General features: G+C 40.2%; 14 protein-coding genes. All 14 read right to left on the reverse strand.

Annotation, left to right across the window (positions count from 1 at the left end; genetic code table 11):
* Window positions 1–352: 352 nt before the first annotated feature.
* Window positions 353–1,696, reverse strand: a complete 1,344-nt coding sequence (locus tag PCY12_RS07525; protein WP_301352280.1) for a DEAD/DEAH box helicase — start codon at window positions 1,694–1,696, stop codon at window positions 353–355.
* A gap of 246 nt (window positions 1,697–1,942) precedes the next feature.
* On the reverse strand, window positions 1,943–2,758 hold the full coding sequence (locus PCY12_RS07530; RefSeq protein WP_301352282.1) for an endonuclease/exonuclease/phosphatase family protein: 816 nt from the start codon (window positions 2,756–2,758) through the stop codon (window positions 1,943–1,945).
* Window positions 2,759–2,809: 51 nt separating this feature from the next.
* A complete protein-coding gene (locus PCY12_RS07535; protein ID WP_301352284.1) occupies window positions 2,810–4,990 on the reverse strand; it encodes a PTS transporter subunit IIBC in 2,181 nt (726 codons plus the stop codon).
* Between the two features lie 408 nt (window positions 4,991–5,398).
* Window positions 5,399–6,325, reverse strand: a complete 927-nt coding sequence (ftsX, locus tag PCY12_RS07540) for a permease-like cell division protein FtsX (RefSeq protein ID WP_061766278.1) — start codon at window positions 6,323–6,325, stop codon at window positions 5,399–5,401.
* Window positions 6,318–7,010, reverse strand: a complete 693-nt coding sequence (ftsE, locus tag PCY12_RS07545; RefSeq protein WP_000022265.1) for a cell division ATP-binding protein FtsE — start codon at window positions 7,008–7,010, stop codon at window positions 6,318–6,320. The genes ftsX and ftsE overlap by 8 nt, the downstream gene beginning before the upstream one ends.
* A gap of 17 nt (window positions 7,011–7,027) precedes the next feature.
* Window positions 7,028–8,123, reverse strand: a protein-coding gene (prfB, locus tag PCY12_RS07550) for a peptide chain release factor 2 (RefSeq protein WP_301352286.1) whose coding sequence is annotated in 2 segments (ribosomal slippage) — window positions 7,028–8,050 and window positions 8,052–8,123 — 1,095 coding nt in all. Because the reading frame shifts where the segments join, the coding sequence is not laid out codon by codon here.
* Between the two features lie 113 nt (window positions 8,124–8,236).
* Window positions 8,237–8,893: a CBS domain-containing protein gene (locus PCY12_RS07555; protein WP_301352288.1), complete on the reverse strand. Its 657-nt coding sequence runs from the start codon at window positions 8,891–8,893 to the stop codon at window positions 8,237–8,239.
* A gap of 470 nt (window positions 8,894–9,363) precedes the next feature.
* On the reverse strand, window positions 9,364–10,074 hold the full coding sequence (locus PCY12_RS07560) for an ABC transporter ATP-binding protein (RefSeq protein ID WP_000062200.1): 711 nt from the start codon (window positions 10,072–10,074) through the stop codon (window positions 9,364–9,366).
* Window positions 10,074–10,838: an ABC transporter ATP-binding protein gene (locus PCY12_RS07565; protein WP_001185995.1), complete on the reverse strand. Its 765-nt coding sequence runs from the start codon at window positions 10,836–10,838 to the stop codon at window positions 10,074–10,076. Before PCY12_RS07565 ends, PCY12_RS07560 begins: the two co-directional genes overlap by 1 nt.
* Window positions 10,838–11,794: a branched-chain amino acid ABC transporter permease gene (locus tag PCY12_RS07570; RefSeq protein WP_176139061.1), complete on the reverse strand. Its 957-nt coding sequence runs from the start codon at window positions 11,792–11,794 to the stop codon at window positions 10,838–10,840. The genes PCY12_RS07565 and PCY12_RS07570 overlap by 1 nt, the downstream gene beginning before the upstream one ends.
* A 3-nt stretch (window positions 11,795–11,797) precedes the next feature.
* Entirely contained in the window at window positions 11,798–12,667 is an 870-nt protein-coding gene (locus tag PCY12_RS07575; RefSeq protein WP_000941427.1) for a branched-chain amino acid ABC transporter permease, read from the reverse strand.
* Between the two features lie 116 nt (window positions 12,668–12,783).
* Complete coding sequence (locus tag PCY12_RS07580; RefSeq protein ID WP_301352290.1) at window positions 12,784–13,944, reverse strand: ABC transporter substrate-binding protein; 1,161 nt, start codon at window positions 13,942–13,944, stop codon at window positions 12,784–12,786.
* Window positions 13,945–14,010: 66 nt separating this feature from the next.
* The gene (locus tag PCY12_RS07585) at window positions 14,011–14,298 is read right to left on the reverse strand and encodes a YlbG family protein (RefSeq protein ID WP_301352292.1); all 288 of its coding nucleotides are present in this window, start codon (window positions 14,296–14,298) and stop codon (window positions 14,011–14,013) included.
* A gap of 78 nt (window positions 14,299–14,376) precedes the next feature.
* A complete protein-coding gene (clpP, locus tag PCY12_RS07590; protein ID WP_000613475.1) occupies window positions 14,377–14,967 on the reverse strand; it encodes an ATP-dependent Clp protease proteolytic subunit ClpP in 591 nt (196 codons plus the stop codon).
* Window positions 14,968–15,009 lie beyond the last annotated feature (42 nt).

Genomic DNA, 15,009 nt, shown 5'->3' on the forward strand with positions numbered 1-15,009 from the left:
CAACCGTAGAATGACGAGCGACTACTTTGGAGCCGTCATTCTTTGCGAGTTACGACGCGAAAGAAATAAAAACGATACTCTTTTATTTCTGAAGCTAGTAAGGCGCATAGGGTGACTGCCTTATAGTGGCAACCGTAGAATGACGAGCGACTACTTTGGAGCCGTCATTCTTTGCGAGTTACAAAGTACTGAAAACTCTTAGTAATGAATACCTACCATCTTATCGGGACTATATAACTTTACCATTATACCATTTTTAAGCGCAATTTGCAGTCTTTAATGTAGTGTTTCAATGTAGATATTTCGTTCTCATAAAGCAAAAAGTTGGAGCACATTACTCCAACGATTACTATTAAAATGTTTGGCGTTTTGCTTTACGCTCTGCACGTCCACGAGCGCGATTTTCTGCACGCTTGGTTTTGCGGCGTTTTTCATCAACCGCCCATTGAATTTTCTTTTTATAGCCCGGTTTAACTTTTTTCTTTTTCTTTTTAACCAAACCAATCATTTCGATATCAAGCTTATCTTGTTTTTTCTCACGGTTGGCACGACGATCACGGTCATAGGTATCTTGAAATTCTCCATCTTTGACCATCTTAGGAGTGAACTTGATTCCTAATTTCTCCAACTCACGGATATCCGAGTCATCGCTTGGCTGATAAAGGGTAATAGCAGTACCTGGTAGGCCGTTTCGTCCAGTACGACCAACTCGGTGCACAAAGAAGGATAAGTCTTGCGGAATGGCATCATTGATGACATGACTGACACCTTCAATGTCAATTCCACGCGCTGCCAAATCTGTTGCGACAATGTACTCAAAATCCAGATTTTTCACCTGATTCATGATTCGCTTACGTTCACGAGGGGCAATATCTCCATGAATCTTCGCTACCTTCAAACCTTGAGCAGTCAGATATGAATGCAATTCATCAGCACGCGTTTTAGTATTAACAAAAATCATGGCCAAATAAGGCTGCATCAACTGAGTCAACTGGTAAATTTGAGCATTCTTGTCACGTCCCTTGGTTGAAATCAACCAATTATCAATAGTGTCAGAAATGACCGTTTTGGTCTTGATTTTTTCCATAACTGGATTTGACAAGTATTTTTTCAAGAATGGTTGCAACTTTTGTGGAATAGTCGCTGAGAAGACCATAAATTGCAAGTCTTTTGGAAGACTGCCAGCAATCTTATCAACAGTTTCCAAGAATCCCATATCCAAGGTCATGTCTGCCTCATCAACAACAAAGGTCTTAGCCTTGTGAATAGCTAGATCACCAGATTTAACCAAGTCGTAGATACGGCCTGGAGTTCCGATAACAATATGAGGTTGATTGCTTGCCAATTTGTCAATCTGGCGAGCCTTATCTGTCCCTCCCACGTAATTAACCACACGAACTTCCACGTCTGAGTGGGCAGCAATCTGACGGGCTGCTTGGTAAATTTGAGTAGCCAACTCACGACTCGGTGCAGTAATCACTGCTTGTACACTATCGCTAGCTTCATCTAATTGCTGGAAAATCGGTAACAAGAAAGTATGAGTCTTACCCGAACCTGTTTTTGATTCTCCAACCAAATCTCGGCCTGACAGGACAATGGGAATCAACTTATCTTGTACCTCTGTTGGAGTTGTAAATTTCAACTCCTGCAGGGCTTCTCTAATATAGTTTTTAAATTGAAATTTCGTAAATGACATAATATCCTCGATTCTATCTATCTTACCAATTATACCATATTTTATTCCATTTCAGTAGCCTCACTTATTTATACTCAATGAAAATCAAAGAGTAAACTAGGAAGCTAGCCGCAGGCTGTACTTGAGTACGGCAAGGTGAAGCTGACGTGGTTTGAATTTGATTTTCGAAGAGTATTAGGCTATTTCCAGTAGCTTTTCTAATCAGAAAAAGGCTGGAATGTTATAATTCCAACCTCTTTTCAGTCATTATTTCCAGTTTAAAATAGCATTCAAGCCATAGTGATCACTAACTTGCGGACTATTGTTACCACCAAATACAACATGTAAATTTTCTACCTCTAACTCTTTGGTAGTAAAAACATAGTCGATTCGAAGGGGTTCAGTGTTCCCTTTCCAGCCATCAATTTCTGGTGGAACGGTATAGCTACCGCTTTTCTCTTGAGCAACTTCAAAAGCGTCTTGTAAGCCTAATGGACTAGCTAAAATAGCTTGGTAGCCTTCCTGTCCAGCCGGATTGTTGAAATCTCCAGCTAGCAAAAGCGGCTTGTTCAATTCTTTCAAGACAGCCTCAAATCGTGCCCATTCTTCTTGGAAACCTTTATCCCACCAAGAAAGGTGGACACTTGCAACTGCAAGCTCCTTACCATCAACTACAGTTTCAGCCACGGCAACACGACGAGTATGATAGTCTGTTGGATCATCCACATCTGAAACTAAAATTTCTCTGGCTTCAATAGGTGTTTTAGACAAGATAGCCACACCTTCGTGGTAGCGATCATAACCGATATGGTTATAGGCCCAAGTCCAGTAGTAATTTTTCCCTTGCTCATACAACTTTTCAACCAAGAGTCTAACATAGTGATCTTGGTGAATAGGCTCAGCTGCTGGCAAAGCTTGATAAAGGTCATTAACCTCCACCACTGGCGAAGTGATCTCCTGATTGATTTCTTGGAAACAAATCAAATCATAGTCCTTTTCAAGAATATCCTCAAGCAAAATCTGGAATTTTTCCTCTGCTTCTTTCTCCATCCAACTGTGAGTATTGAGTGTTAAAAATTTCATGCTTTTCTCCCAAAATAAGAGGTTGGAATACAGCTTCCAACCTCAAGTATATTACAATTCTACTTTAGCAACTGCTGTTTTAGCTGCAAGAGAACCTGTTTTTTCTAATTTAACTGATTTAATTGCATCACCATTTGTGAAGACAACTACTGTTGAAGTTTCACGTCCTGCTGCACGGATAGCATCCAAGTCAGCTGTGACAAGGAGATCACCTGCTGCAACTTTTTGTCCTTCAGCAACATGAACTGTAAATGGTTTACCTTCAAGACTTACTGTGTCCAAACCAATGTGAACCAATACTTCAAGACCTGCTTCAGTCACAATACCAAGAGCATGTTTTGTTGGGAAGATGCTTGATACAGTACCTGAAACTGGAGATACAATGTTTCCATTTGCAGGTTCTACTGCAAATCCATCACCCATCATTTTTTGAGCAAATACTGGATCTTTTACTTGTTCCAAAGCAACAACTTGACCGTCTGCTACTGAGTAAACTTCCTCAGTAAGACCTTTGAAGTGAACAGTGTTTTGTTGTGCTTCAGTCATTTGGCTTGGAAGAGTTTCAGGAATGATTTCACCTGAATCAAGGATATCTTGGATATCAGATTTCAATACGTCAGCTTTTGGTCCGTAGATAGCTTGAACCCCTTGTCCTTTCATGACAAGCCCCATAGCTCCTTCTGCTTTCCATTGCTCTGCATTTCCTACTTTATCTGCATCTTTAACAGTTACACGAAGACGAGTCATACATGCGTCAACATCAACGATGTTTGCACGTCCACCAAGAAGGTTGATAATGTTTACAGCTTGAGAGCCTGCTGCAACTTTCACTTCGCTGCTACCTTCTTCTGAACCTTCAGCAGTTTCGTAGTTTCCATTACGTCCTGGAGTTGCGTAGTTGAATTTTTGAATCATGAAGTTTGCGATAAAGTACATGATTACAGCAAAGAGAACAGTTACCCAGATAAAGTTAACGATATCCATACCAATACCAGCATTAATTGCTAGTGGTGTACGAGTCAAGAATTCAATTGAACCGAATGAGTGGACACGTAGGTTTACTACGTCAGCCATAGCGAAGGCAGCACCTTGAACAAGTGAGTAAACAAGATACATAGGTGTTGCTACAAACATGAACATGTATTCGATTGGTTCAGTAACCCCTGTCAAGAATGTCGCAAGAGCTGTCGCAATCATCATACCTTTGTATTTGTGTTTCTTGTCAGCATCAACATTACGGTAGATAGCCACGATCACACCCATCAAGATACCGAATGAACCGATCATTTGTCCAACTTTGAAACGAGCTGGGTGAACAGTATCTAACAATTGTTGGTAGTGACTTGCATCTGTACCTTTAAGGTTAACAAGGTCTGTTACCCATGCAAGCCATAGTGGGTCTTGACCAAATACTTGAGTACCTTTAGCTGCACCAGTTAAAATGTCATAAGTACCACCAAGAGCTGTGTAGTTCATTGGGATAGTCAACATGTGGTGAAGACCAAATGGCAAGAGCAAGCGTTCCAAAGTACCATACAAGAATGGTGCAAGAATTGGTGCAGTTTGTTGTGAGTTGGCAATCCAGATACCAAAGCTATTGATACCTGTTTGAACTACTGGCCAGAAAGCAGCAAGTAGAATTGCAGCGATTGCTGAACGAAGAATAACTACAAATGGTACGAAACGTTTTCCGTTGAAGAATGAAAGTGCATCAGGAAGTTTACGGAAGTTGTAGTATTTGTTGTAAGCAGTTGCCCCTACAAAACCTGAGATGATCCCTACGAATACACCCATGTTCAAGGCTGGAGCTTCAAGAACACTGATAAAGTAATCAGCAACTTTGATTGAACCACCAAAGAGAGTAGTTACCATAGCATCTGGATTTTTCAACATATCGCCTGATACACCAAAGATTGTACCAGTGATACGGTTAATCAAGATGAAGGCAAGACCAGCGGCGAAAGCACCACCAGCACGTTCTTTAGCCCAGCTTCCTCCAATGGCTAGGGCAAACAAAATGTGAAGGTTACCGATAACCCCCCAACCGATTTGCTCAAGAATTCCACCTGTGATGACAAGTGGTGCAAAGGTTGGGTTAATCATCACGATAGACTTACCGATTGAAATCATCAAACCAGCAGCCGGCATAACCGCGATAACCACCATCAAAGCCTTACCGAATTTTTGCCAAAATTCGAAAGACAAGACATTTTTGAATGTATCTTTCATCATTCAAATCTCCTTTATTTTTATTTAGGCAAACGTTTTACGAAAACGTTTGCGCCTTTTATGATTTAATTATACCACTTTAATTTTTTTTGTAAAGGCTTTTATTCAAAAAAATACTCTTTTTTCAAAAAAATTTCTAGTGCCAAATTTCAAGTTCAAATTAGCCATCAAGAAGTCTTCTCTGAGCGACTTCTTTATACTCTTCGAAAATCTCTTCAAACCACGTCAGCGTCGCCTTACCGTATATATGTGACTGACTTTCTACAACCTCAAAACAGTATTTTGAGCATCCTGTGGCGAACTACCTAGTTTGCTCTTTGATTTTCATTGAGTATTAGAAGTCCCTTTTCTAAAATTTTTGTAGCAAAAAAAGGAGATTTTACAACCTCCTCATAAAAATAATTATTTTACCTAAATCTTCAAGAATCGGCGCATGGATATTCCTGATCCCAATGAACCAATGAAAATCCCAATCACAAATAGTAGGGCAATCATCAGAGGAGTAAATACCTCTGGCGCAATCATAGAAAGATTTTGACCTACCAACGATTTGTTGACAGATTGGTAAACCATTTGATAAACAATAAAGACCAAAACAGATGGTGCGATAGCTCCCAATAAACCGATAAAGGCTCCCTCTAACAAGAACGGTCCACGGATATAACTGTTTTTAGCTCCGACCAAGCGCATGATTTGAATCTCGCGGCTACGAGAAATAATGGTAATACGAATGGTATTTGAAATCAAGAAAACTGCGACAAAAATTAACAAAGCAGCAATCCCTAGTCCCCAAACACGGATAAATGAAGCTAACTTGAAGAGTCTTTCTGTATTGGCACCGCCATCTTGAACCTCAGAGACACCTTCAATTTTTTTAGCATCTTCGGCTATAGTTTTTACATCATTTGGAGTGTTTGCCTCTACAATATAGGCATCATAGAGAGGATTGGCATCTCCTTCAAAGATTTTCCAGTTATCTCCCATTGTCTCGGTTAATTTTTCATATTGTTCTTCTTTACTTGAAAAGGTAACACTCTTAACAGTAGACATGTTTTTCAAAGAATCATATACCTTGTGGTAGTCATTATTTGTAACAGTTTGACCTTCTTTTTCAATTGTCTGACTGTTATCTTCCACATCCTTTCGGATATAAACTACTACACGGACATTATTTTCAATATCTGTAGCTAGTTTTGCTGTATTGAAAATAACAGATGCAAATATTGCCACCAAGGTCAAAGTAATCATGACTGAACTGACAGCAGCTACTGTCATCCAACCATTTCGTTTCAAACTTTTTAAGGCTTCAAATAAATGGCGAAAAAATCTACTAATCATCGTATCCATACTCTCCTTTTGATTCGTCACGAACAACACGACCATTTTCAATGGCAATGACACGGTGGCGCAAGGTATTTACAATCTGGCTATTATGAGTCGCCATCAAAATAGTTGTCCCTTGTAAGTTAATCCGTTCCAAGAGATTCATAATTTCCCATGAATTATCCGGATCCAGATTTCCTGTTGGTTCATCGGCTATCAATACTTTTGGATTGTTTACAATAGCACGTGCAATCGCAATCCGCTGTTGCTCTCCACCTGAGAGCTCATTTGGGAAAGAACGAACCTTGTGCTTCAACCCAACCAAGTCTAAAACTTCCATCACACGTTTTTTGATATTACGGCGATTTTCCCCGATTACTTCCATAGCGTAAGCAATATTTTCATAGACCGTTTTCTTTGGCAACAATTTATAATCCTGGAAGACAACCCCAACACTACGACGTAGAAGCGGGACATCTTTCTTTTTAATTTTAACCAGATTAAAACCAGCAACTGATAGACTTCCTTTATCGATTTTTACTTCACGATACAGAGAACGAATAAAAGTTGACTTCCCTGCTCCTGAAGGTCCTACGATGTAAGCAAATTCCCCCGGTTGAACGCTGACCGAAACACCGCGTAGAGCAGTCGTTCCGTTGTCGTATTTTTTGACGACATCTCTCATTTCAATGATTGACATGTGACTTCCTTTCTATATTAGCTAATTCGCCACTTGAGATAGGCATCGATAAAACCATCTAGGTCCCCATCCATAACCTTATCTACCTGAGCAACCTCAAAGCTAGTTCGGTGATCTTTTACCATAGTATAAGGTGTGAAGACATAAGAACGGATTTGGCTTCCCCATGTGATTTCTTTTTTCTCACCCTTGAGAGAATCTACCTCCGCAGCCTTCTTCTCTTGCTCCATTTGATAGAGCTTAGCCTGCAACATCTTCATGGCACGATCTCTATTTCCATACTGGGTCCGATCCACTGTTGATTGGACAACAATTCCAGTTGGAATGTGGGTTAAACGTACACCTGTTGAAACCTTATTGACGTTTTGTCCACCAGCACCACCTGAACGGAAGGTATCCATTTTGATATCATCTTCACGGATTTCCACTTCAATAGTATCATCCAATTCTGGCATCACTTCTACGGATGTGAAAGATGTATGGCGACGTTTGGCAGAGTCAAATGGTGAGATTCGCACCAAACGGTGCACACCCATTTCTGACTTGAGAAGACCATAGGCATTAGGCCCTTCAAATGATAAGGTTACCGACTTAATACCAGCCTCATCACCTGCTTGGTAATCCAATACTTCCACTTTAAAGCCTTTAGCATTGCCATAACGAGTATACATACGAAGCAACATATCGCCCCAGTCCTGCGCCTCAGTACCACCAGAACCTGGATGGATTTCCAAGATAGCATTGTTGTGGTCATAAGGTTCTGACAAGAGTAGAGTCATCTCATAGCTGGTCATCATCTTATCAAGTTCTGATAACTGTTCGACCAGTTCTTCTTGAACCGACTCGTCTTCTGCTAAAAAGTCCAATAAAATTTCGACTTCATCCTGCAACTCTTCCATTTTGTGGAAGGTGTTATAGGTATTTTTTAATTCATTTAATTCTTGCGACGTTTTTTGGGCCGCGATATTATCGTTCCAAAAATCAGGTTCTGTCATCTTGTTTTCCAAGATGGCAATCTCTTCCTCTAGCCCTTCGAGGTCAAAGAGACCCCCTGAAAGAAGCTAATTTTTCACGATTTGCGTCAATTTTCTGACGAATTACTGAAATGTCCATAAATACTCCTTTTTACATCATTTCATTATAGCATATTTTATCATTTCTTTCCATCTTTTGCTATAATCCCTTTTTTATGAAAAAAGAAAAAAGAAGCCTTTCGGCTTCCCTTCTTACAAGACTTTTGCTGAAGTGCGAGTGATTTCTTCCACTTGAATACCATTTCCTTCAAATTTTTCTTTCAAGGCTGGTAAATCAATTGATCCATCGATTTGCACTTCGATAATGACCTTACCATCCTTACGCGGAATGTTGACTGTATGGGAAATATTCAAATTTTCTTCAACGATTAGAGAAACAATCTTACCAAGAACGCCAACTTCATCTTCTGTAACAAAGCGCACACGAATTCCTTCCTCACCATAACCAGCAATTTCGAGAAAGGCTTGGAAAACGTCACGATCCGTAATAACTCCATAGACTTGATGGTTATCTACGACAGGCAGAATACCAATCTTGTTTTTCAACATCAGATAAGTTGCATCTTCTAGACTCGCATAGCCTGAGACAGTGACAACATCGCGAATCATGACATCTTTTACTTTGGTCTTATTTAGAAGATAATTCATCTCATAGATAGAAAGACTGGTTGCTTTTGATGGACTTGCTTGTGCAATAGTTCCCACAGTTACCAAACCAACTAATTGATCATTTTCGATAACAGGCAAGCGGTGCAACCCTTGCTCTCTCATCAAATCTGCTGCATGAGATACTGTTGTATCTGGACTAATATACACTACCTTGCGGGTCATAAAATCTTTAACTGCCATGAGACTTCTCCTTTTCTATTCTTATCCCTATTATACAATCTTTTTGTAAATCTATCAAACGCTTACATTTCTTTTTCAAAATTCAGAAAAGTATGAATAAGCTAGCAAAAAGAGCTCTGAAATCGAGCTCTGTGAATGAAGGTAAGATACGTTTCATTCGATTTTATTTCAATTATCAGAAGCTAACCTTTTAATGTAGATGAAGATTGCTTTGCAATCTAAATATGCCGACTAAAAAGATCCCCCGGACTATAATAATGATTACTTCGTAATCTTCATCTGCCGACTAAAACAATCCACTGGATAAGATAATTGCTTCGCAATCTCTATTCACCGACTAAAAAGGTCCCCCGGACTATAATGATGATTACTTCGTAATCTCCATCCGCAACCTAAACTAGTCTCCCAGACTATGCGAAGATTGCTTACGCAATCTTCATCTGCCGACTAAAACAATCCACTGGATTGTTTTAGCCACCTAGATATGCTTTTCTGACTTCTTCTGATGAGGCGAGTTCTTTTCCTGTTCCTGATAGAACGATTTTTCCTGTTTCCAATACATATCCTCGGTCAGAGATTGCGAGTGCTTTATTGGCATTTTGTTCAATCAAGAGGACGGTCGTTCCTTGTTTCTGGATATCTTGAATGATATCAAAAATTTCTTGGATAAAGATTGGTGCAAGTCCCATTGATGGTTCATCTAAAAGAAGAAGTTTTGGTGTTGACATAAGAGCGCGTCCCATGGCAAGCATTTGTTGTTCTCCTCCTGAAAGAGTGGCTGCGTCCTGGTTCTTGCGTTCTTCAAGACGAGGAAAGCGTGAGAAAACCTTCTTCAAATTAGCTTGATTTTCTTCACGATTTTTCTTTAAGAAAGCTCCCATTTCAAGATTTTCCATAACAGTCAAGCCAGGGAAGACGTGGCGGCCTTCTGGAACTTGTGAAAGACCACCTGCCACGATTTTTTGAGCTGGCATTTTTTGGATTTCTTGACCTAAAAATTCAATCTTTCCTGAGCTTGGTCGAACTAAACCAGACAAGGTACGGAGAATGGTTGTCTTACCTGCACCATTGGCACCGATAAGGGAAACAACCTCTCCTTCATTCACTTCAAAGCTTACATCACGGACTGCTTGGATCATGCCGTAATGCACAGAAAGATTATCAACTTTTAACATAGACATTAGGCTTCACCTCCTAGATAAGCTTCGATAACGCGTTTATTGGTCTTAATTTCGTCTGGAGTTCCTTGAGCAATTAAACGGCCATATTCAAGTACGTAGATGCGTTCTGTTACTTCCATGACCAGATTCATATCGTGTTCAATCAGCATGATTGTAATCTTAAATTCATCTTTGATGCGACGAATTAACTCAGTCAATTCCGCTGTTTCCTGTGGGTTCATACCTGCGGCTGGTTCATCTAAAAAGAGAATTTTAGGTTCCGTAGCGAGGGCACGAACAATTTCCAAACGACGTTGTTGTCCGTAGGCAAGATTTTTAGCTAGAGTTTCTGCATCACCATCCAAATCAAAGATTTTCAGCAATTCCAAAGCTTTAGCTTTTAATTCTTTTTCACTCTTGTAAAAAGCTGGTAAGCGTAAAAAACTAGCAAAAACATGTTGTTTGTGATGGTTGCCAAAAGCAATCAAAACATTGTCCAAAACTGTTAAATCTTTAAAGAGACGGATATTTTGGAAAGTACGTCCAAGTCCCAAAGAAGCAATCTTATAAGGTGCCTTTCCATTCAAAAGGTGACCATCAAGGGTAACTGTTCCCTCACTTGGTTCATAAACACCGGTCAAAAGGTTGAAAAGAGTGGTTTTCCCAGCTCCATTTGGACCGATTAGTCCAACCAGTTCCCCTTCGTTCAATTCAAGAGTCACATCTCCAACAGCTGTTAGACCGCCAAAATGTTTGGTTAACTGTTTTACTTCAAGTAATGCCATTAGTTTTGTTCCTCCTTCTTAGATTTTTTAAAGAAACGTGATAGGCTCAATTCCCACGTTCCAAGAAGTCCACCTGGTCTGAAAATCATTACCAATACCAAGGCCAAAGCGTAAATAATCATACGCACACTAGCAACATCTTGGAGAAGCATATTCAAAATTCCCAAAACAATAGCCGATACAATCGCACCTGTAATTGAACCAAGTCCACCAAATACAACAATGATCAAAACGTTGATTGAGTTGATGAAGGTGTAATCTTTCGGTACAACTGAACCGATAAATCCTGCCTGAAGTGACCCTGCAATACTTGCAGTAATGGCACCAAAGACAAAAGCGATGATTTTAATTTTAGTCGTATTAACCCCAACTGACTCAGCAGCGATTTCATCTTCACGAACGGAGAGGGTTGAACGACCAATTGGACTACGCAAGAAGTTCAAGGTTGCAATGGTTGTAATCACGACAAAGAAGTATACCATTTGCCAAGTTGTAAAGTTAGGAATTCCCAAGATACCTGCCGCACCATTTGTAATGCTTCCACCATTGATGATAAAGATACGGATAATTTCAGAAACACCGAGAGTTGCTACTGCAAGATAGTCCCCCTTCAAACGCAAGGTTGGAATTCCGACAAGTAAGGCAACTGCTCCTGAAAGCAAAGCGCCTATAATCATAGCTCCAAAGAAGGCACCGTAGGTTGGTGATTTAGAACCAATAATAGCTGCAGCATAGGCACCAATCGCCATGAAACCAGCATGACCAAGTGAAAATTGTCCTGAAAAACCAACGATTAAGTTGAGACCAACAGCAAGAATAATATTAATTCCAATTTGTTGTAAAATCTGTACATAGAATAGATTGAGTACTCCGACTGAAACCAGTACACTAATCAATCCATAGCCAGCTAACAAAAGGAGTAACCATAGAATATTAACTTTTAAATTTTCCTTCATCGTTTACACCTTCTCTTTCACATTTTTACCAAGGATACCAGCTGGGCGGACAATCAAGATCAACAACAAGATTCCATAAACAATGGCATCACGGAAGTCTGACATTCCAAAGGCTGTCGCAAAGGTTTCCAATAGACCAATCACAAAGCCACCAAGAGCCGCACCAGGAATAATTCCGATACCACCAAGTACTGCAGCAACGAAAGACTTAAGACCTGGAGTAACCCCCATCAAAGGCTCAAGAGAGTTATAATAGAGGGCAATCAGAACACCAGCCGCACCCGCAAGAGCTGAACCCAAAGCGAAGGTAAAGCTGATCGTACGGTTTACATTGATCCCCATCAATTGTGCCGCATCGCTATCTACAGATACAGCACGCATGGCTTTCCCCATCTTCGTTTTTTGGACAATGACCTGTAACAAAATCATCAAAATCAAGGAAATGGCCAAGATCATTAACTGCACGTTTGTTAGGCTAACTGGTCCCAAATCATAGCGAACTGTTTGAATCGCTTGAGGAAAGGCACGAGTATTGGCACCAACCAGATAGACCATGCCATACTCCAATAGGAAAGAAACCCCAATAGCTGTAATCAAAACAGCAATACGAGTAGAGTGACGCAAAGGTCGGTAAGCAAGGAACTCAATCACGACACCAAGAATAGCTGTCGCTAGCATGGCTACAATAAGCGCTACAAAGAAATTCATTTGGAAAGAATTGATCAAGAAATAACCGATAAAGGCTCCCATCATATAAATATCACCATGGGCGAAGTTGATGAGCTTGATAATTCCGTAAACCATGGTATATCCTAGTGCTAACAGCGCATAAACACTACCTAGAATCAAACCATTTACTAGTTGTTGGAGCATAAGATTCACTCTTTCTATTTATAATTCCGAGGGTTTTCCCTCACCTTTTGATAGGTTCTTAAACATCGAAACAGGGAGTGAGTCCGAGGCTCATTCCCTATTTCAACATTTTTCGATTATGGTTTTACAACTTCTGCTGCTTCAACCTTACCATTGTTCATGGTCATCATGTAAGCAGTTTTGACTGTGTTGTGGTCTGCATCAAAGCTTGTTTGACCAGTTACACCTTCAAAATCTTTTGTTTTAGCAAGGTTATCCTTGATTTCACCAGAATTTTTAGCACCTTTTGCTGCATTTGCTACAAGGTGAACTGAGTCATAAGCCAAGGCTGCAAATGTTGAAGGCTCTTCATTGTACTTAGCACGGTAAGCATCAAGGAAGGCTTTTGCTTTAGCTGAAACTTCTACAGTAGTTGAGAAGCCTGAGATAAAGTAGATGTTTGATGCTTTTTCAGCAGTTGCTTGTTGTACAAACTCTTCACCGTTGAATCCATCACCACCAACGATTGGTTTGTCAATTCCCATACCACGCGCTTGGTTTACAATTTTACCAGCTTCAGTGTAGTAACCAGGGACGATGATAGCATCAAAATCTTTCCCTTTCATTTTTGTAAGGGCTGCTTGGAAGTCTGTGTCACCTGCTACGAAAGTTTCATCTGCAACGATCTCACCCTTGTAAGCTTCACGGAAGGCTTTGGCAATACCTTTAGCATAGTCACTGGCATTGTCAGTGTAAAGAACAACTTTCTTAGCATTTAATTTTTCAGAAACATAGTTTGAGATAATTTTTCCTTGGAAGCTATCTTGGAAAGTTCCGATAAAGAGGTAATCTTGACCTTTAGTCAATCCATCTTGAGTCGCACTTGGTGAGATCAATGGAACACCTGCTTTTGTAGCGTTCGCTACCGCAGCTGCAGTCGCACCAGATGTCGCAGGTCCTACGATTGCTGATACTTTAGATTGAGTTACAAGGTTAGTTGTTACTGAAGCCGCCTCAGCTGTTTCAGACTTGTTATCTTTATCGACTACTTCGATTTGTTTTCCGTCGATACCACCTGCTGCATTGATTTCATCAACAGCAAGTTGGGCACCTTTTTGTTCAGATGTCCCGTAGGCTGCTACGGCACCAGTTTCTTCAAAGTTAAATCCGATTTTGATTGTCTTTTCATCTACTGAGTTACCAGCAGCGTTGGCTGTTCCAGATTTCACTTCTCCACAGGCTGCAAGAAGTGCTACACTTGCAAGCGCCACAAACGATAGGGCAAATTTTTTCTTCATCTTTTTTGTCTCCTTATTTCTTAAATAAATAGCATGTTAAGAATATACCGAATTATCAGAAAATTGTCAACACTTTTCTTGAATTTTTTCGATGATAACGTTTTCCTCTCGATAAAGATTGCCAACAAAGGGTGTTTCCAGCTCTTGGATATGACAAACTCTGACTTTTTTTATAAACTTTTCCTTGCTCAAGCGCCCGACCACTTGCTCCACTTCTTGAGTTGGAACATAGAGTTGTAAGTAGCGATGTTTCTTGGAATGATAGGTAATATCTCCATAATCCTGCAATTTTTTGGCATCACGATTATAGTAAAGATAGATAATCAAGCCAGAACGATTGACTTTTTCAAACATGATAAATCCTCTTTCTAAGAAATCTCTCCCTATTATACCAAAAAAAGCAAACCCAGTCGAGTTTGCCTTCTTTGATCATTAGTTCAAAGAATTGTTGGCCATGATTTCATCAATAAAGCCATATTCAAGTGTTTCTTGGGCACTCATCCAGTTATCACGTTCTGCATCAGCATGGACTTTTTCGATTGACTGACCTGAATTTTCAGCCAAGATTTTTTCCAAGGTGTTACGAGTTTTAAGCAAGTGTTCTGCAGCAATCGCCATATCAGTTTGTTGGGTACCACCGCCTGTACCGCCCATTGGTTGGTGAATCATGTATTCAGCATTTGGAAGCATGAAACGTTTGCCTTTTGCTCCACTTGATGCGATGACAGTCCCCATAGATGCAGCCATTCCCATAACGATGGTTTGGACATCTGCCTTGATAAAGTTCATGGTGTCAACGATTGCCAAACCAGCTGAAACGGAACCACCTGGTGTATTGACATAAAGGTAAATATCTTTTGTACTATCTTGGGCATCCAAGAAAAGCAACTGGGCAATAACAGAGTTGGCCATATTGTCTTCAACTGGACCTGTCAGCATAATGATGCGGTCTTTGAGAAGACGTGAGTAAATATCGTAGGAACGTTCTCCACGGCTTGTTTGTTCAATAACGACAGGAATCATTCATTTCTCCTTTTGAGTTTTAATTTTGTTGGTCAAATGACT

Source organism: Streptococcus sp. SPS1 (assembly GCF_030439915.1).
GTDB lineage: Bacteria > Bacillota > Bacilli > Lactobacillales > Streptococcaceae > Streptococcus.

Bases quoted from the DNA above. Each gene is read 5' to 3' on its own strand.
- clpP (WP_000613475.1), bottom strand. From the start codon at position 14,967: ATGATTCCTGTCGTTATTGAACAAACAAGCCGTGGAGAACGTTCCTAC.
- PCY12_RS07555 (WP_301352288.1), bottom strand. From the start codon at position 8,893: ATGGCAGTTAAAGATTTTATGACCCGCAAGGTAGTGTATATTAGTCCA.
- PCY12_RS07565 (WP_001185995.1), bottom strand. From the start codon at position 10,838: ATGGCATTACTTGAAGTAAAACAGTTAACCAAACATTTTGGCGGTCTA.
- PCY12_RS07530 (WP_301352282.1), bottom strand. From the start codon at position 2,758: ATGAAATTTTTAACACTCAATACTCACAGTTGGATGGAGAAAGAAGCA.
- PCY12_RS07535 (WP_301352284.1), bottom strand. From the start codon at position 4,990: ATGATGAAAGATACATTCAAAAATGTCTTGTCTTTCGAATTTTGGCAA.
- PCY12_RS07525 (WP_301352280.1), bottom strand. From the start codon at position 1,696: ATGTCATTTACGAAATTTCAATTTAAAAACTATATTAGAGAAGCCCTG.
- PCY12_RS07580 (WP_301352290.1), bottom strand. From the start codon at position 13,944: ATGAAGAAAAAATTTGCCCTATCGTTTGTGGCGCTTGCAAGTGTAGCA.
- PCY12_RS07575 (WP_000941427.1), bottom strand. From the start codon at position 12,667: ATGCTCCAACAACTAGTAAATGGTTTGATTCTAGGTAGTGTTTATGCG.
- ftsE (WP_000022265.1), bottom strand. From the start codon at position 7,010: ATGTCAATCATTGAAATGAGAGATGTCGTCAAAAAATACGACAACGGA.
- PCY12_RS07570 (WP_176139061.1), bottom strand. From the start codon at position 11,794: ATGAAGGAAAATTTAAAAGTTAATATTCTATGGTTACTCCTTTTGTTA.
- PCY12_RS07585 (WP_301352292.1), bottom strand. From the start codon at position 14,298: ATGTTTGAAAAAGTCAATCGTTCTGGCTTGATTATCTATCTTTACTAT.
- PCY12_RS07560 (WP_000062200.1), bottom strand. From the start codon at position 10,074: ATGTCTATGTTAAAAGTTGATAATCTTTCTGTGCATTACGGCATGATC.
- ftsX (WP_061766278.1), bottom strand. From the start codon at position 6,325: ATGATTAGTAGATTTTTTCGCCATTTATTTGAAGCCTTAAAAAGTTTG.